Origin of the sequence: Micromonospora sp. NPDC049048, assembly GCF_043197615.1 — a bacterium.
Taxonomy (GTDB): Bacteria; Actinomycetota; Actinomycetes; order Mycobacteriales; family Micromonosporaceae; genus Micromonospora.
On the sequence record NZ_JBICTM010000011.1, the window covers coordinates 1 to 19,030 of the forward strand.

5 protein-coding genes are annotated in these 19,030 nt (G+C 75.0%); all 5 read left to right on the forward strand.

Translation table 11 applies throughout. The annotated features are described in order from the left end of the window. The first annotated feature begins 9 nt into the window (after window positions 1–9). The 5 genes from ACGFIG_RS28245 to ACGFIG_RS28265 all read left to right on the forward strand — a co-directional run bounded on the left by ACGFIG_RS28245 (window position 10) and on the right by ACGFIG_RS28265 (window position 19,012). Complete coding sequence (locus ACGFIG_RS28245; RefSeq protein ID WP_393007979.1) at window positions 10–14,772, forward strand: amino acid adenylation domain-containing protein; 14,763 nt, start codon at window positions 10–12, stop codon at window positions 14,770–14,772. Next, window positions 14,772–15,755 (forward strand): ornithine carbamoyltransferase, encoded by a 984-nt coding sequence (locus ACGFIG_RS28250; RefSeq protein ID WP_393007981.1) that lies wholly within the window; start codon window positions 14,772–14,774, stop codon window positions 15,753–15,755. The genes ACGFIG_RS28245 and ACGFIG_RS28250 overlap by 1 nt, the downstream gene beginning before the upstream one ends. Further along, window positions 15,752–17,146, forward strand: coding sequence for an MFS transporter (locus ACGFIG_RS28255; protein WP_393007983.1), 1,395 nt, complete (start codon window positions 15,752–15,754; stop codon window positions 17,144–17,146). Before ACGFIG_RS28250 ends, ACGFIG_RS28255 begins: the two co-directional genes overlap by 4 nt. A 98-nt stretch (window positions 17,147–17,244) precedes the next feature. Then, complete coding sequence (locus ACGFIG_RS28260; protein WP_393007985.1) at window positions 17,245–18,180, forward strand: TauD/TfdA family dioxygenase; 936 nt, start codon at window positions 17,245–17,247, stop codon at window positions 18,178–18,180. 25 nt (window positions 18,181–18,205) lie between these two features. Further along, window positions 18,206–19,012, forward strand: coding sequence for a thioesterase II family protein (locus ACGFIG_RS28265; RefSeq protein WP_393007987.1), 807 nt, complete (start codon window positions 18,206–18,208; stop codon window positions 19,010–19,012). The last annotated feature ends 18 nt before the right edge of the window (window positions 19,013–19,030 follow it).

Sequence of the window (19,030 nt, forward strand, 5' to 3'; positions counted from 1 at the left end):
TCGGTGGTGGTGGTTGCGGGTGAGGCGTTGCCGGCGGCGTTGGCGAACCGGTGGCTGACGCTTCTGGGTCCGGGTGGGTTGGTCAACGAGTACGGACCGACCGAGGCGAGTGTGGGTACGTGCATCTTCCCGGTGGAGACCGAGCAGGCGGGTCCGGTGGTGCCGATCGGTCGGGCGTTGCCGGGGATGACGATGTACGTGTTGAACCGGGACCTGCAGTTGTCGCCGGTGGGTGTGGTCGGTGAGTTGTACGTGGGTGGTGTGGGTGTGGCCCGCGGTTATGCGGGTCAGCCGGCGCTGACGGCGGAGCGGTTCCTGCCGGACCCCTTTGCCGCAGCCGCAGCCGGCACCGTCGCCGAGCCCGGAACCGCCGCCGGGGCGCGGATGTACCGGACCGGTGACCTGGTGCGGCGGCTGCCCGACGGGGCGGTGGAGTTCGTCGGGCGCGTCGACCACCAGGTGAAGATCCGCGGCTACCGGATCGAACTCGGCGAGATCGAGGCGGTCCTGGCGGGCACCGACGGGGTGGCCGACGCGGTCGCCCTGGTCTCCGGCTCGGCCGCCGAGGGCGACGCCCGGCTGGTCGCGTTCTACCGCCCGGCCGCGCCGGCGACCCCGGGCCTGCTCGACCGGATCCGGCAGCGGTGCGCCGAGCACCTGCCGGAGTACATGATCCCGGCCGAGTTCGTCGCCGTGGAGGCGATCCCGCTCAACGCCAACGGCAAGGTCGACCGGGCCGCCCTCTGGGACGCCGCCGTGCCCGTCGAGCGCGCCCACGTCGCCCCCGCCACCGAACTGGAGGCGCAGCTGGCCGGCATCTGGGGCCAGGTGCTCAACCTGGAGCAGGTCAGCACCCAGGACAGCTTCTTCGACCTGGGCGGCGACTCGCTGCGCGCCGTCGCGCTGGTCGGCGCGCTGCGGGCGGCCGGCTTCGGGGTGGCCGTCCGGGATGTCTTCGTGCACCGCACGGTCGCCGCCCTGGCCGGGCACCTCTCCGCCAAGGACGCCGCCCCGGCGGCCCCGGCCTTCCAGGCCGTCGCGCCCTTCGCCCTGCTGACCGCCGCCGACCGGGCCGCCCTGCCCGCCGGCCTCGTGGACGCCTACCCGGCCGTGCAGGCGCAGGTAGGCATGGCCGTGGAGATCCAGAAGGACCCCGGCAAGTCGCTCTACCACATCGTCCGCTGCTTCCGGGTGCACAGTGGCCGGCCGTTCTCGGCCGACGCGCTGCGGGCCGCCGTACGGGACGTGGTCGGCCGGCACGAGACGCTGCGCACCTCGTTCGACCTGACCGGTTTCTCGGTGCCCATGCAGCTCGTGCACGCCGAGGCACCCGTCGACGTACGGGTGACGGAGCTGACCGGCGACGACGTCGAGGCGCGGCTGCGGGCGTACGTGGACGCGGAGCGGGCCCGCCCCTTCGAGCTGGACCAGCCGGCGCCGCTGCTGCGCGTCGCCGCGCACCGCACCGACGAGCGGGGCTGGTGGCTCACCGTCGCCGTCAGCCACCTGGTCACCGGCGGCTGGGACCTGAACACCCTGCTGGTCGAGCTGATCGGCTGCTACGAGCGGCGCAGCGCCGGCATGGTGCCCGAGTCGCCGGAGCCGAGCGCCGTCCGCTACGCCGACTTCGTCGCCGCCGAACTGGCCGCGCTCAAGGGCGGCGAGGACGAGGCGTACTGGCGGGGCGTCGTCGACACCTACGCCGGCTTCACCCCGCCGGACGGCTGGGGCCGCACGGACGGGCCGCGGGAGAGCCTGCGTACCCGGGTCAGCTACCAGGACCTGGAGCCGAAGCTGCGCGCACTCGCGTCGACCCTCGACGTGTCGCCCAAGTCGGTGCTGCACGCCGCGCACCTGAAGGTGATGAGCCAGCTCACCGACCAGGGGCGGTTCTACACGGGCCTGGTGTGCGACGCGCGCCCGGAGGTGCGGGGCGCCGAGCGGGTGCACGGCATGTACATCAACGTGCTGCCGTTCGCGTACGCCCGGGGCGCGGGCACCTGGCGGGAGCTGGTGCGGTCGGTGTTCGACCGCGAGGTGGAGCTGTGGCCGCACCGGCGCTACCCGCTGCCGGCCGTGCAGCGGATGGCCGGTGCCGGGTCCCGCCCGATCGACGTCGTCTTCGACTACACCGAGTTCCGCCGCGCCGGGGCGGTCGCCGACGAGTCCGTCGACTTCGAGGCCATCGCCGGGGAGGGCGGCACCGAGTTCGCCCTCCAGGTGACCGCCGCCGGCGGCTTCCTCGACCTGGTCGGCGACAGCCGCGCCTTCGGCCCCGCCGCACTGGCCCGGGTGGGGGCGATGTTCCGCGAGGTGCTGACGGCCATGGTGGCCGACCCCGACGGCGACGCGATCGCCGTCCGGCTGCCGGCGACGGAGCGCGACGAGATCGGACGCTGGTCGTCCGGCGACACCGCCGAGGTCGGCGGGTACGCCCCGGCGGCGTTCGAGGCGCAGGCCGCGCGGCGGCCGGACGCCGTCGCCCTCACCTGCGAAGGCACCCGGGTCAGCTACCGCGACCTCAACGCCCGGGCGAACCGGTTGGCGCACCACCTGCGGGAGCTGGGGGTGGGGCCGGACATGCTGGTCGGGGTGTGTGCGCACCGGTCGGTGGAGCAGGTCGTGGGGATGCTGGCGGTGCACAAGGCGGGTGGGGTGTACCTGCCGTTGGATCCGTCGTACCCGGCGGAGCGGTTGGCGTTCATGCTCGCCGACGCGGCGGCCCCGGTGCTGCTGACCACCGCCGAGCTGCGCGGTCAGCTTGCGGCGGCCGAGGCGGTCACCCTGCTGCTGGACGCCCCGCACGAGTGGGCGGGCCAGCCGGACACCGACCCCGAGCCGGCCACCCAGGCGGACAGCGGCTGCTACGTCATCTACACCTCCGGCTCGACGGGCCAGCCCAAGGGCGTCCTCGTGCCGCACCGGGCCCTGGTCAACCGCTCGGCGCACGCCGGCCGGCGGATCAACCGCCTCGACGAGCAGGCGGTGCTGCTCCAGAAGACCGAGATCGGCTTCGACGTCTCGCCGGCCGAGGTCTACGCGGCCCTGTCGGCGGGGGCCCGGATCGTGGTGGCCCGCCCCGGCGGGCACCGCGACCCCGCGTACCTGCGGGAGCTGATCGTCCGCGAGGGCGTCACCGCCGTCGAGCTGGTGCCGAGCATGCTGTCGGCGCTGCTCGCCGAGGGCATCGGCGGCTGCCGGTCGCTGCGGTCGGTGGCCGTCGGCGGCGAGGAGATCGCCGTCGACGTGGCGCGGGCGTTCCTGGCCGCGCTGCCCGGCTGCGAGCTGCACAACACGTACGGGCCCGCCGAGACCACCGTGGACGTCACGAGCTGGCTCTGCACCGCCGACGCCCTGGCCGGGCTGACCCGGGTGCCGCTCGGCACCCCGTTCACCAACCTCACCGTCCGGGTGCTCGACGAGCACCTGCAACCGGTGCCGGTCGGGGTGCGCGGCGAGCTGTGCATCGGCGGGACGGGACTGGCCCGGGGCTACCTCGGCGCGCCCGTGGCGACCGCGCAGCGGTTCGTGCCGGACCCGTACGGCCCGCCCGGGGCGCGGCTGTACCGCACCGGGGACGCGGCGGCGTGGCGTCCGGACGGCACCGTCGACTTCCTGGGCCGCATCGACTCGCAGGTCAAGCTGCACGGCGTACGGATCGAACTGGGGGAGATCGAGACGGCCCTGCGGGCCTGCCCCGGGGTGACCGACGCGGTCGCCGCCGTCCGCGAGCAGGACGGCCGGCGCACGCTCGTCGGCTACCTCGTCACCGACGACGGCTCCGCGCCCAGCCCCGGCGAGCTGCGGGAACGACTGCTCACCGAGCTGCCGGAGGCGATGGTCCCGGCCGCCTACGTCACCGTCGACGCCGTGCCCGTGGACCCGCACGGCAAGGTCGACCGGCGGCAACTGCCGGCGCCGGACGCCAGGTCCTACGCCCGGGGCCGCTACGAGCGGCCGAACGGCCCGGTGGAGTCGGCGATGGCCGGCGTCTGGTCGTGGGTGCTCGACCTCGACCGGGTCAGCGTCACCGAGAGCTTCTTCGACCTGGGCGGCGACTCGATGACGGCGGTGACCCTGGTCGGGTCGCTGCGCGCCGCCGGCCACGACGTCACCGTGCGGGACATCTTCGCGCACCGCACGATCCGCCGCCTGGTCACCGCCCTCGCCGAGGCCGACACCGCCAAGGAGGGGGCCTTTCGCCCCGTCGAGCCGTACGCGCTGATCGAGGCCGCCGACCGGGCCAAGCTGCCGGCCGGGCTGGTCGACGCGTACCCGGCGACGCAGGCGCAGGTCGGCATGGCCGTGGAGATCCAGAAGGACCCGGAGCGGTCGCTGTACCACGTCGTGCAGTCGATCCGGGTCGACGACGGGCGCCCGTTCGCCGCCGCCGCGCTCCAGGCGACCGTCGACGCGCTGGTGGCCCGCCACGAGACGCTGCGCACCTCGGTCGACCTGACCGGCTACTCGGTGCCGATGCAGCTGGTGCGGGCGAGCGTCGCCGTACCGGTCGCCGTGCACCCGGCCGCCGGTCACTCCGCGCACCTTGCGGCGGAGCGGCGTACCCCCTTCGACCTGGACTCGGACGCCCCGCTGCTGCGCGTCGCCGCGCACGCCGACGCCGCCGGGGCCTGGTGGCTGACCCTCGCGGTGAGCCACCTGGTCACCGGCGGCTGGGACCTCAACGCCCTGCTCGCCGAGCTGCTCGGCGAGTACGCCCGGCGCAGCCGCGGCGAGCGGCCGGAGCAGGGCGAGCCGCCCGCCGTCCGGTACGCCGACCACGTCGCCGGCGAGCTGGCGGCGCTGCGTTCGCCGGAGACCGCCGCGCACTGGCGGGCGGTGGTGACCGGCCGGCCGAAGCTGACCCTCCCGGACTCCTTCGGCGACCGGTCCGCCGCGACGGTCTGCCGGTACACCGTGGACGTGCACGACCTGGACGCGGCCCTGCGCCACCTCGCCAGCGACACCGGCACGTCGGTCAAGGCGGTGCTGCACGCCGCGCACCTGAAGGTGATGAGCCAGCTCACCACCGAGCCCGCGTTCTACACCGGACTGGTGTGCGACGCGCGCCCGGAGGTGCGGGGCGCCGAGCGGGTGCACGGCATGTACATCAACGTGTTGCCGTTCCCGCACGCCCGCGCGGCGGGCACCTGGCGGGAGCTGGTGCGGTCGGTGTTCGACCGCGAGGTGGAGCTGTGGCCGCACCGGCGCTACCCGCTGCCGGCCGTGGCGCGGCTGACCGGTGCCGGGTCCCGGCCGATCGACGTCGTCTTCGGCTACGTCGAGAGCCGGCAGGACGGCGGCGGGACGGTCGAGGCGCCCGGCGCCGGCAGCGACCTCGTCGAGGTCGGCGGGCCCGGGGCCACCGAGTTCGGCCTGTCGGTCGGCGCGGGCGGCGGGACCATCCGCCTGGTCAGCGACAGCCGCAGCGCCGACCCGGCCGCCCTGGTGCGGATCGGGGCGATGTTCCGCGAGGTGCTCACGGCGATGGCGGTCGACCCGGACGGGGACGCGGCGGCGCCGCGCCTGCCGGCGGGGGAGCGGGCGGAACTCACCCGGTTCACCCCGGGCCGCACGGTCGAGGTCGGCGGGTACGTGCCGGCGGCGTTCGAGGCGCAGGCCGCGCGGCGGCCCGACGCGGTGGCGATCACGGCCGAGGGCGTGTCGTTCTCGTACGGGCAGCTCAACGGCCGGGCGAACCGGTTGGCGCACCACCTGCGGGAGCTGGGGGTGGGGCCGGAGGTCCTGGTCGGGGTGTGTGCGCACCGGTCGGTGGAGCAGGTCGTGGGGATGCTGGCGGTGCACAAGGCGGGTGGGGTGTACCTGCCGTTGGATCCGTCGTACCCGGCGGAGCGGTTGGCGTTCATGCTCGCCGACGCGGCGGCCCCGGTGCTGCTGACCACCGCCGAGCTGCGGGCGCAACTGCCGCCGGTCGACGCCACCGTGGTGCTGCTCGACGAGCCGGACGCCTGGGCCGACCACCCGCCGACCGACCCGGAGCCGCTCACCGACCCCGACAACGGCAGCGTCGTCATCTACACCTCCGGCTCCACCGGCCGGCCCAAGGGATCCCTGCTGTCGCACCGGGCGCTGGTCAACCGCACCGACCACGTCGGCGCGCGGGTCTACCGGCTGGACGCCGACGCCGTCGTGCTCCAGAAGACCGAGATCGGCTTCGACGTCTCGCCGGCCGAGGTCTACGCGGCCCTGTCGGCGGGGGCCCGGATCGTGGTGGCCCGCCCCGGCGGGCACCGCGACCCCGCGTACCTGTGCGAGCTGATGACCCGCGAGGGCGTCACGACCGTCCACTTCGTGCCGTCGATGCTGCCGGCGCTGCTCGCCGAGGGCCTGGCCGGGTGCCGGTCGCTGCGGTCGGTGGCGGTCGGCGGCGAGGAGATCGCCGTCGACGTGGCGCGGGCGTTCCTGGCCGCGCTGCCCGGCTGCGAGCTGCACAACACGTACGGGCCGGCCGAGGCCACCGTCGACGTGAGCAGTTGGGCGTGCACCGCCGACGCCCTGGCCGGGCTGTCCCGGGTGCCGCTCGGCACCCCGCACCCGAACCTGCGGCTGTACGTGCTCGACCAGCGGCTGGACCTCGTGCCGCTGGGCGTGCCCGGCGAGCTGTGCATCGGCGGGACGGGGCTGGCCCGGGGCTACCTGGGGCGGCCCGGACTGACCGCCGAGCGGTTCGTGCCGGACCCGTACGGCCCGCCCGGAGCGCGGCTGTACCGCACCGGCGACGCGGCGGCGTGGCGGCCCGACGGCACCGTCGACTTCCTGGGACGGCTCGACTCGCAGGTGAAGCTGCACGGCGTACGCATCGAACTGGGGGAGATCGAGACGGCCCTGCGCGGCTGCCCCGGCGTGGCCGACGCGGTCGCCGCCGTCCGCGAGCACGACGGCCGCCGCACCCTCGTCGGGTACGTGCTGCCGGCCCCCGGCGACGCGCCGACCCCGGCCCGGCTGCGGGAGCGGCTGCTCGCCGCGCTGCCGGAGGCGATGGTGCCGGCCGCCTACGTCACCCTCGACGCCGTCCCGAAGGACCCGAACGGCAAGGTCGACCGGCGGCAGCTCCCGGCCCCGGACACCGGCGCGTACGCCGCCGGGGACTACCAGGCCCCGACCGGCGACGTGGAGGAGGAGATCGCCGGGATCTGGGCGCGCGTGCTCGGCGTGGCCCGCGTCGGCGTGACCGACAGCTTCTTCGACCTCGGCGGCGACTCGATGCTCGCGGTCACCCTCGTCGGCACGTTGCGCGCCGCCGGGTACCGCACGAGCGTGCGGGACGTCTTCGCCCACCGCACCGTACGCCGGCTGGCCGCCGCGCTGGGCGACGCCGACACCGACGAGTTCCGCCCGGTCGCGCCGTACGCGCTGATCGGCGCCGCCGACCGGGCCAGGCTGCCCGGCGGCCTCGTCGACGCGTACCCGGCGTCGCGCACCCAGCTCGGCATGCTGATGGAGTCGGCCGTCAGCGGCGACCGCGCCGTCTACCACAGCGTCCTGGCCCACCAGGTCCGCGACGGGCGGCCGTTCGACGCCGGGGCGCTGCGCGGCGCGGTGCGGACCGTGGTGGCCCGGCACGAGATCCTGCGTACGTCGTTCGACCTGGTCGGCTACTCGGTGCCGATGCAGCTCGTGCACGCCGACGCCGAACCCGACGTGCGCGTCGAGGACGGCCGGGGCGTGCCGGCCGAGCGGCACGCCGCGCTCTTCGCGGAGTTCATCGCCGCCGAGCGGGCCCGCCCGTTCGACGTCGCCACCGCGCCGCTGCTGCGCGTCACCGCGCACGTGGACAGCGACGAGAGCTGGTGGTTCACCTTCACCATCAGCCACGTGGTCACCGAGGGCTGGAGCAGCGCGCGACTGGTCACCGAGGTGCTCGACGCCTACGCCGAGCTGGCCGGCGGCCGCACCCCACGCCCGGTGCCCCCGCCCGCGGTGCGCTACGCCGACTTCATCGCCGCCGAGCTCGCCGCGCTGGAGTCGACCGCCGACCGGGAGCACTGGCGCTCGGTGTGGGACGGGCGCGCCCCGTTCGCCCTGCCCGCCGGCTGGGGCGAGCCGGACGCGCAGGACGACATGGTCGACGCCACGGTCGACTTCAGCGACCTGGACGAGGCGCTGCGCGCCCTGGCCCGCGACGCCGACGTGTCGGTGAAGGCGGTGCTGCACGCCGCGCACCTGAAGGTGCTCGCCCAGCTCACCGGCGAGCCGGGCTTCCACGCCGGCCTCGTCTGCGACGCCCGGCCCGAGGTGCTCGGCGCCGACGAGGTGCAGGGCATGTACCTCAACACCGTGCCGTTCCCGTACGACCGGTCCGCCCGCAGCTGGCGGGACCTCGTCACCGCCGTCTTCGACCGGGAGGTCGCGCTCTGGCCGCACCGGCGGTTCCCGCTGGCGGAGATGCAGCGCGAGGCCGGCCACCGGCTGCTGCACGTCCTGTTCAACTACCAGGACTTCAGCCGCGCGACGCACGGCGGCGACGGGACCGGGCCGGTGGTCACCGGCAACGCCGGCGAGGGCGCCACCGAGTTCGACCTGTCCTGCTTCGCGCAGCGGGGCCGCTACGCGCTCACCGCCCGGGCGGGGCTGGTCAGCCAGGCCAACCTGGACCGGATCGCCGGCATGTACCGGGCGGTGCTGGAGGCGATGGTCGCCGACCCCGACGGCGACTGCCAGGCCGTCTGCGTGCCCGGGGGCGAGCGGGACCGCCTGCTCGGCGTCACCGACGTGAGCGCCGACGAGCCGGTCACCGGCACCGTGGTCGAGCTGTTCCAGGCCCAGCTGGCCCGCGACCCGCAGGCCGTGGCGGTGGTGGCCGGCGCCGTCGAGCTGACGTACGCCCAGGTCGACGCCGCCGCCAACCGGCTGGCGCACCACCTGCGCGCGGCCGGTGCCGGCCGGGAGACCGTCGTCGGGGTCTGCCTCGACCGCGACGCCGACCTGGTGCCCGCGCTGCTCGGCGTGCTGAAGGCGGGGGCGGCGTACCTGCCGCTGGACCCGGCCCAGCCCGCCGAGCGGATCGGCTACATGCTGGCCGACGCCGGGGCGCGGACCGTGGTGACCACCTCCGCGCAGGCCGACCTGCTCGCCGGCTTCGACGGGCGGCGGGTCCTGTTGGACGCGGACGACCTGGCCGGGCGGCCGGAGACCGATCCGGGCGTCGCCCGCGACCCGGACGACCTCCTCTACGTCATCTACACCTCCGGCTCCACCGGCCGGCCCAAGGGCGTCTGCGTGAGCGACGCCAACGTGCTGCGCCTGCTCGACGCCGCGCAGGAGCACTACGCGGTGGACGAGACCGACGTGTGGGCGCTGTTCCACTCGTACGCCTTCGACGTCTCCGTCTGGGAGCTGTGGGGCGCGCTGCTGCACGGCAGCCGGCTGGTGCTGGTGCCCCGCGAGGTGGCCCGGGTGCCGCAGGACCTGCTGGAGCTGCTGGTGCGCCAGCGGGTCACCATGCTGGCGCAGACCCCGACGGCGCTGCGCGGGCTCGTCCGGCTCGCCGCCGAGGACGCCCCCGGGATCCGGGAGCTGTCGCTGCGCGCGGTGGTCGTCGCGGGGGAGAAGCTCGACTTCGCCGACCTCGCGCCGTGGGCGTCCCGCCTCGGGCTGGCCCGTACGGCGCTGGTCAACATGTACGGGATCACCGAGACCACCGTCTACTCCACCTACCACCGGATCACCCGGGCCGACCTCGCGCCCGGCGTGGGCAGCCGGATCGGCCGCCCGCTGTCCGGCGTGCGGATGTACGTGCTCGACCAGTACGGCCACCCGGCCCCCATCGGGGTGCCCGGCGAGGTGTACCTGGCCGGGCACGGGGTGGCCCGCGGCTACCTCAACCAGCCCGAGCTGACCGCCCGGCGCTTCCTGCCGGACCCGTACGGTCCGCCGGGCAGCCGGATGTACCGCACCGGCGACCTGGCGACCCGGCTGCCCGACGGCAGCGTGGAGTTCCTCGGCCGCCTCGACGACCAGGTGAAGCTGCGGGGCTACCGGATCGAGCCGGGCGAGATCGAGGCGGCGCTGACCGCGCTGCCCGGTGTCGCGGAGGCGGTCGTCGTGCTCCGCGCGGACGACCCGGCCGACCCCCGGCTGACCGCGTACCTGGTGGCCGGCGACGGGCCCGCGCCGGAGGCCGCCGCGCTGCGTGCCTCGCTGGCGCGCGCCCTGCCGGAGTACATGGTCCCGTCGGCGTTCGTGCTGCTCGAGCAGTTGCCGCGCAACAACAGCGGCAAGCTCGACCGGCGGGCACTGCCCGCGCCCACCGGCGCGACGCTGGCGGGTCGGGACTTCGTCGCCCCGGCGGGGCCGCTGGAGGAGCGGGTGGCCGCCACCTGGGCCGAGGTGCTGGGCCTGCCGGCGGTCAGCGTCGTCGACGGCTTCTTCGACCTCGGCGGGCACTCCATCACGGCGCTGGTGCTGGCCGGCACGATGCGCGCGGCCGGGCTGGACGTGACGGTCGCGGACATCTTCCGGCACCCGAGCGTGCGGGCGCTGTGCGAGGTGCTGGCGAGCCGGGACGCGCCGGAGCCGGCCGCCCGCCCCGTCGAACCCTTCGAGCTGGTCGCCCCCGCCGACCTGCCGCTGCTGCCGGCCGGGCTGGACGACGCGTACCCGCTGTCGCGGGTGCAGCTGGGGATGCTGCTGGAGATGCTGGCCGACAACGGCCAGAACCACTACCACAACGTCGCCTCGTTCCTCGTCCCCGACGACGAGCCGTTCGACCTGGCGACGCTGCGCGCCGCCGTCGACGAGGTGGTGGCCCGCCACGACGTGCTGCGTACCTCGGTGGACACGGCCGGCTACTCGGTGCCCATGCAGCTCGTGCACCGCGCGGTGCGCGTCCCGGTCGGCACGCGCGACCTGCGCGGGCTTGCCGAGGCGGAGCGGCTGGCCCGGGTGCGCCAGCTCGTCGGCGAGGAGTACCAGGAGCTGTTCGACGTCGAGCGGGCGCCGCTGCTGCGGTTCACCGTGTGTCTGGAGACCGACCGGAGCTGGCGGCTGGTGCTCACCATCTGCCACGTGATCATCGAGGGCTGGAGCCTGCACGCCCTGGTGATGGAGATCCTCGACCGCTACCACGCGCGGCGCTCGGGCACCGCCGGAGACGACTCCGACCACACGCCGCCCGGCGTACGGTTCGCCGACTTCGTCGCCGGCGAGCTGCGCGCCCTGGCCTCCGAGGCCGACCGCCGGTACTGGCAGGACGTGGTCGAGCGGCACCCGAGGTTCCGGCTCCCCGCCGCGTGGGCGCCGACGACGCCGGCCGAGCTGGAGCCGTACACCGAGGTGGTGTCCTACGCGGACCTGGAGCCGCGACTGCGGGCCCTGGCCTCGGCGGCCCGGGTGTCGCTCAAGGCGGTGCTGCACGCCGCGCACCTGAAGGTGCTCAGCCAGCTCACCGACGAGCCGACCTTCTACAGCGGACTGGTCTGCAACACCCGCCCCGACGTGGTGGGCAGCGAGCGGGTCTACGCGATGTCGCTGAACACCCTGCCGTTCCCGCACGACCGGCGGGCGACGAGCTGGCGGGACCTCGTGCAGCGGGTGCACGCCCGCGAGGCCGACCTGTGGCCGCACCGGCGCTACCCGGCACCGGCCATCCGCACCCCCGGCTCCGGCGCCCGCCTCACCGACGTCTACTTCAGCTACCTCGACTTCACGGAGGTGGCCGGCGGACGTACCGCGCCCGTGGCGCGCATCGGCGCGAGCACCTCGGAGTTCGCGCTGGCCGTCGCCGCGGGCGCCGGCCGGATCGAGCTGAGCACCGACAGCCACGCCATGGGCCGGGCGGACGCGGTGCGGCTGGCCGGCATGTACCGGCTGGTGCTGGAGGCCATGGTGGCCGACCCCGACGGCGACCCCCGGCAGGCGTACCTGCCCGCCGGGGAACGGCACGACGTGCTCGTGGGCTGGAACGCCTCGACCGCGCCGCCCGGCACGGACCTGGTGCCGCAGCGGGTGGCGGCGTGGGCCGCGGCGACCCCCGACGCGGAGGCCGTCGACGGTACGACCTACGCGCGGCTGGACGCGGCGGCCAACCGGATCGGCCACCACCTGCGCGGGATGGGGGTCGGCCCGGAGCGGGTCGTCGGGGTGCTGCTGGAGCGGGGCGTCGACCTCGTCGCCACCCTGCTCGGAGTGTGGCGGGCCGGCGGCGCGTACCTGCCGATCGACCCGGCGCACCCGGCCGAGCGGGTCGCCGCGATGCTCGCCGACGCCGGGGCGACGGTGGTGGTGACCTCCTCCGGGCACGCCGACCGGTTCACCGGATCCTCCGCCAGCCCGGTGCCGACGTCGGGCCAGACCGGCGTGGAGCTGGTGCTGCTCGACCGCGACGCCGGGCGGATCGCCGCGCTGCCCGCCGAGGCGCCGGCCGGCGTGCCCGACCCGGACCACCTCGCGTACGTCATCTTCACCTCCGGCTCCACCGGCCGGCCGAACGGGGTGCAGATCAGCCACCGCAGCCTCGCCAACTACCTCGGCTGGGCGGCCGGAGAACTGGTCGCCGACCGCACCGGCGGCGCCGCGCTCTTCTCGTCGGTCGCGTACGACATGGTGGTGACCAGCATCTGGGCGCCGCTGGCCACCGGGCAGCGGCTGTGGCTGCTGCCGCCCGACGCCGGCCTCGACGAGCTGGGCCCGAGACTGGCCGAGGCCGGCCCGTTCAGCTTCGTCAAGCTGACCCCCGGCCACCTCGACCTGTTGACCCGCCAGCTCGACGCGGCGCAGGCGGCGGCCCTGACGCCGCTGCTGGTCCTGGGCGGTGAGGCGCTCACCCGGCAGGTCTGCGACCGCTGGCACGCCCTCGCGCCGGACACCGTGCTGCTCAACGAGTACGGGCCGACGGAGGCGACCGTGGCCGTCAGCCGGTACCCGGTCACCGGGCCGCTGCCGGGCGACGTGGCCCCGATCGGCCGGCCGCTGGGCGGGATGCGCACGTACGTGCTCGACGCCGACCTGCAACCGGTGCCGGTGGGCGTGGTCGGCCACGTCCACCTCGGCGGCCCGGGCCTCGCCCGCGGCTACGCCGGCCGGCCGGAGCTGACCGCCGACCGGTTCGTGCCCGACCCGTTCGACGGCCACGGCGGGCGGCTGTACCGCACCGGCGACCTCGGCCGCTGGCTGCCCGACGGGCAGCTGGACCTGCTCGGCCGGGTCGACGACCAGGTGAAGATCCGCGGCCACCGGGTGGAGCCCGGCGAGGTCCAGGCGGTGCTGGTCGCGCATCCGGGCGTACGGGACGCGGTCGTGACCGTCGACTCGACGGCCGCCGGCGGGCCCCGGCTGGTGGCCTACCACGTCGGTGACGCGCCGGACCTGGCCGCGCACTGCGCCCGGTGGCTGCCGAGCCAACTGGTCCCGAGCGTCTTCGTCCCGGTGCCGGCCATCCCGCTCAACGCCAACGGCAAGGTCGACCGCCGGGCGCTGCCCCCGGTGGACCCGGCCGGGACGGTCGGGCACACCCCGCCCCGCCCCGGGCTGGAGGAGCTGATCGCCGACATCTGGGCCCGGGTCCTGGAGATCGACCGGGTGGACCGGCACGACCGGTTTTTCGCCCTCGGCGGGCACTCGCTGCTGGTGGTGCCGGTGGTCACGGCGGCCCGGCAGGCCGGTGTCGCGCTGACCCTGCGTGCGGCGATGGCCGACCGGACCCTGGCCGAGCTGGCCGCCTCGCTCGCCCCGGCCACGCCGGCGGCGGCCGCCGGCCCGACGGATCCGACCCCGCGCCCGGGCGCGGCGCGGACGGCCGCGGTGCTGCCGCCCGTCGAGCCGCTGCTCGCCGCCCACCGGGTGCCCGGCGCGTCGCTGGCCCTGCTCGCCGGCGGCGAGGTGGTGGAGGTCCGCGCCCTCGGGCACCGCACGGCCGGCGACGACGCGCCGGTGACCCCGGCGACCGTCTTCCAGGTCGGCTCCGTGAGCAAGCTCGTCACCGCGGTCGGCGCGCTGGTCCTGGTCGGTCGGGGACAGCTCCAGCTCGACACCGACGTCAACGCGTACCTGAAGAGCTGGCAGCTGCCCGCCGACCGGCCGGTCAGCCTGCGGCAGCTGCTGTGCCACGTCGCCGGGCTGACCGCGACGGGCAGCACCGGACATCGGCGCGGCGGCCCCGTACCGACCCTGTCGGACGTGCTGCGCGGGCAGGGCGTGCCCACCGGCCCGGTCCGGGCGCTCGACGCGCCCGACCCGGTCGCGGTGGAGCGCAACAGCCACTTCGTGGTGGTGCAGCAGCTCATGGAGGACGTCACCGCGACACCCTTTGCCGACCTGATGGCCGAGCTGGTGTTCGGGCCGGTGGGGATGACGGGCAGCAGCTTCGACCAGAGCTTCCCCGAGAGGTCCGGCCGGCCGGTGGCCGTCGGGCACGACGAGCGGGGCGAGCCGCTACCGGGCGGCTGGCAGGTGCGTGCCGACCTGGCAGCCGCCGGGCTGTGGAGCACCGCGACCGACCTGGCCCAGCTCGTACGGGAGATCCACATCGCGTACCGGGGCGGCCCGGCCCTGCTGAGCCAGGAGTTGGCGGTGGCGCAGCTGACGGCCGGACCGGGCGGGATCTTCGGCCTCGGCTGCATGGTGGACCGCGTCGAGGGGCCCGCCGGAGCGCGGGTGGAGTTCACCCACCGGGGCCGCATCGCCGGCTACCACGCGCTCACCGCCGGCCGGGTGCCCGACGGCTCCGGCCTGGTGCTGCTGACCAACGGCGACCAGGGCCACGAGGTCGTGTCGCTGCTGGCGTCCGACACCGCACTCACGGAGGAAATGTGATGACGACCGTACCGAGCGTCCCCGCGGCGGTCACCGATGCACCGGCGCGGCAGGTGCGGCACCTGGTGTCGATCCGCGACCTGACCGACGACGACCTCTACTCGATCGTGGCGCGGGGGGCGAGGTTCGCCGCCGGCGAGGCCGCCGCCTCGCTGGCCGACCGGGTGGTCGGCACGTACTTCGTGAAGACGTCGACCCGGACGCGGACCGCGTTCACCGTCGCCGCGCTGCGGCTCGGGGCGAAGACCATCCAGTACGGGCCGAACGACCTCCAGGTCAACACCGGCGAGTCCAGTGCGGACACCGGGCGGGTGCTGTCGGGCATGCTCGACGTGCTGGTGGCGCGGACCGCCGCCGACCCGCAGGAGATGCGCGACTGGTCGCGGCAGCACCGGATGGCGGTGGTCAACGCGATGAGCGCCGAGGAGCACCCCACGCAGGCGCTGGCCGACCTGACCACCCTGCTGCGGCGCTTCGGCCGCATCGAGCACCTGCGGCTGCTCTACCTGGGCGAGGCGAACAACACCGCGACGGCCCTGGCCCTGGCGCTGACCCGCTTCCCCGGCGTCGAGCTGGAACTCCGCACCCCGGCGGGGTACGGCCTGCCGGCCGGGATCGCGGCCCTCGCGCGGGAGCAGGCGCAGCGGTGCGGCGCCCACCTCGTCGAACGGCACCACATGGACGACCTGCCGGGCGACCTGGACGTCATCTACACCACCCGCTGGCAGACCACCGGCACCAGCAAGCCCGACCCCGACTGGCGTACGCACTTCGCCCCGTTCCAGGTGGACCGGGAACTGTGGCGGCGCAGCCCGCACGCGGTCTTCATGCACGACCTCCCGGCGCACCGGGGGGAGGAGGTGACCGCCGAGGTCCTCGACGGGCCGGCCAGCATCGCCTTCCAGCAGGCGGAGAACAAGCTCTACAGCGCGATGGCCGTGCTCGACTGGTGCCGGGCGACCCCCGTCGGGCAGCCGTCGTGAGCGCGGTCGGGCGTCCGGCGGCCACGTCCCGGCAGCCGGGCCGCCTGACCGGCAACCGCGACTTCCTGCTGCTCTGGATCGGCTCCGGGGTCTCCGCGCTGGGCTCCCGGGCCACCTCCATCAGCTACACCCTGCTGGTCTTCTGGTCCACCGGATCGGCCACCGCGGCCAGCCTGGTGACCTTCGCCGCGCTGCTGCCCAACCTGGTCACCCAGTTGCCGGCCGGCGCGCTGGTGGACCGCTGGGACCGCCGCCGGACCATGGTGCTCTGCAACGTGGGGCGGATCGTCGCGATCGGCAGCGTCGCGGTCGCCGTCGCCCGGGACGCGGTCTGGTTGCCGCACCTGATGGTGGTCGCGTTCGTGGAGGCCAGCCTGGGCATCTGCTACGCCCTGGCCGAACGCGCCGCGGTGTTCAACGTCGTGTCGGCCGACCGCTACGGCGCCGCGACGGCGGCCAACGAGTCGCGGGCCAACGCGGCCAGCATCCTCGGCCAGCCGGCCGGCACCCTGCTCTACACGGTGACCCGCTGGGCCCCGTTCGGCTTCGCCGTGCTGGTGCACCTGATCTCGCTGGTCACCCTGCTGTTCATCCGGCGGGACCTCCAGGCGCCGAAGGCCCGCGCGGACGAGCCGGGTGGCCTGCTGGCCCGGATGAGGGAGGGGTTCACCTTCGTCTGGGGCCAGCTCTACCTGCGCCGCGCCCTCGGCCTCTACGCGGCGAGCAACATCCTGTTCCAGGTGCTGGGCCTGGGCCTCGTGGTGATCGTGAAGAACCAGGGCGGGTCGCCGCCCACGGTCGGGATGCTGCTGGTGGTGAACAGCGTCCTCGGCATGGCCGGCGCGATGACCAGCAACTTCTTCCTGAGCCGGTGGGGGATCCGCCGGATCATCATGGGGGTCAACATCGCCTGGGCGGTGCTGATGCCGCTGATCGCGGTGGCTCCGGGGCTGGTCGTCCTCGGCGCGATCTTCGCACTGATCCACTATGCCGCCGGCATCGGCAACGTGGCCGGGATGCTGTACGTGCTCCAGAGCGCACCCGACCACCTGCGCGGCCGGGCCGGTTCGATCGTCATGCTGCTCACCTCGGGAGCCAACTCGCTGGGGGCGCTGTTCGCGGGCTTCCTGCTCGACTCGACGAGCATCACGACGGCCATTCTGATCGTCGGCGGGTCGATGGGGGTGATCGCGGTCCTCGCGGTGCTCGCCTTCGGCGGTCGCGCCCGCGCCGAGGAGGAGCGGGCCGACGCCGAGCGTGCGGCAGCCGAACGCGCCGACGCTGAGCGGGGCGAGGCTGCACGGGTCGAGGCCGAGGAGGCCGACGCCGAACGCGGCGAGGTGAAGCGGGGCGAGGCCGAGCCGGCGGCGGGCGCGGCGCGGTCCGGATGAGCCGGACTGGCCGGTTAGCCGGCGATATGGCCGAAATATAGCGGCGCTGCGGAGCCTGGAGCGGATCGCAGAGCCTCAGACGGTGAGGAGTCCCTGGAATGACCGAGCACGCGAGCTGGAAGCCGTTGGAGATCACCCCGGAGAGCGCCGGCTGCGCGCCGACCGCCGAGGGCCTGGTCGGCCACCTGCGCGAGCTGGACCTGGCGCAGGTGCTCACGGCCGAGAAGGCGCTCGTCTTCCGTGGCTTCGGGGTGCGGCCGGAGACCCTGGACCCGGTGATGGACCTGCTGCTGCCGAGGCGACTGGCGTACGTGCACGGCAACTCGCCGCGCACCAAGGTGGGTCGCAACGTCTACACGTCCACCGAGTACCCGGCCCGGTACACCATCTCGATGCACAACGAGCTGTCGTACGCGGCCCAGTGGCCGGCCCGGCTGCTCTTCTTCTGCCAGATCGCCGCCGAGACCGGCGGCGCCACCCCGGTCGTCGACGCCGAGCTGTGGCTCGACTCGCTGGACCCGCAGCTGCGCGCCGACTTCGCCGGCGGGCTGCGCTACCAGCAGAACCTGCACGACGGGATGGGGCTGGGCAAGAGCTGGCGGGAGACGTTCGAGACCGACAGCCGCGACGAGGTCGAGGAGTTCCTCGCCGGCGCCGGCGCGACATGGGAGTGGACCGCCGACGGGCTGCGGGTGATCCAGCTCCGGCCGGCCACGCTACGGCACCCGGTCACCGGGGCCGAGGTGTGGTTCAACCAGGCGGACCAGTGGCACCCGGCCGGCCTCGACGACGACATCGCCAAGGTGATGACCCAGGTGATGGGGCCGGACGAGCTGCCCCAGTCGGTGACCTTCGCCGACGGCTCGCCGATCCCCGACGAGTACATCACCCAGATCCGCGACCGGGGCCTGGCGGCCGCGATCGACGTCGACTGGCGGGTCGGCGACCTGCTGCTGATCGACAACGTGCTCACCGCGCACGGCCGGCGCCCGTACACGGGTGACCGCCGGGTGCTGGTGGCGATGTCGGACTGACCGCCGCGACAGAGGAAGATCCCAGATGTCCCTGCGCCACCCCTCCGGCGGCGATCCGTGGCTGCGGGTGTTCCGGGGCGGCGCGCACGCGGGGCTGCGGCTGGTGTGCCTGCCGCACGCCGGCGGTTCGGCCGGCTTCTTCCAGCCCTGGGCGGCCGGGCTGCCGGACTCCGTCGACCTGCTCGCCGTCCGCTACCCGGGCCGGCAGGACCGGCTCGGTGAGCCGTGCGTCGACCGGATGGACGTGCTCGCCGACCGGGTCACCGAATCACTCACTCCGTACCTGGACCGCCCCCTGGCCCTGTTCGGCCACAGCATGGGCGCGTCGGTCGCCTACGAGGTGGCCGCCCGGCTGGAGGACCGGCTCGGCGTCGTGCCGAGGATCCTGTTCGTCTCCGGGCACGGCGCCCCGCACGTCACCCGCCTCGACCAGCACCCCGACGACTTCGACGACGAGGAGTTCCTCGCCCGTATCGCCGCGCTGGGCGAGGTGGATGCGCTGGTCTTCCGCTCGCCGAAGCTGCGGGGGCTGGTCGTGCCGGCGCTCCGGGCGGACCTGCGGCTGATCCACGACCACCTGCCGCGCGCCGCGCGGACGGTGTCCGCACCGATCACCGCGTACCTCGGCACCGGGGACCCGGCCTGCGACCGGGAGTCGGTCTCCGCCTGGGCGGAGCTGACCACCGGCGGCTTCCGGCTGCGGGCGTTCCCCGGCGACCACTTCTATCTCGTGCCGGGGCGGGCGGAGCTGCTCGCGGACCTCGCCGCGCAGCTCGTCGACCGGCCGACCACAACCCGTGCCGTGGCGTCCCTGGCCGCGCACCCGACCTGACCGGCACCGCCGGACCAG

Excerpts from the sequence above, each read along its gene's own strand:
- ACGFIG_RS28265 (WP_393007987.1), top strand. The coding sequence starts at position 18,206 with ATGTCCCTGCGCCACCCCTCCGGCGGCGATCCGTGGCTGCGGGTGTTC.
- ACGFIG_RS28250 (WP_393007981.1), top strand. The coding sequence starts at position 14,772 with ATGACGACCGTACCGAGCGTCCCCGCGGCGGTCACCGATGCACCGGCG.
- ACGFIG_RS28260 (WP_393007985.1), top strand. The coding sequence starts at position 17,245 with ATGACCGAGCACGCGAGCTGGAAGCCGTTGGAGATCACCCCGGAGAGC.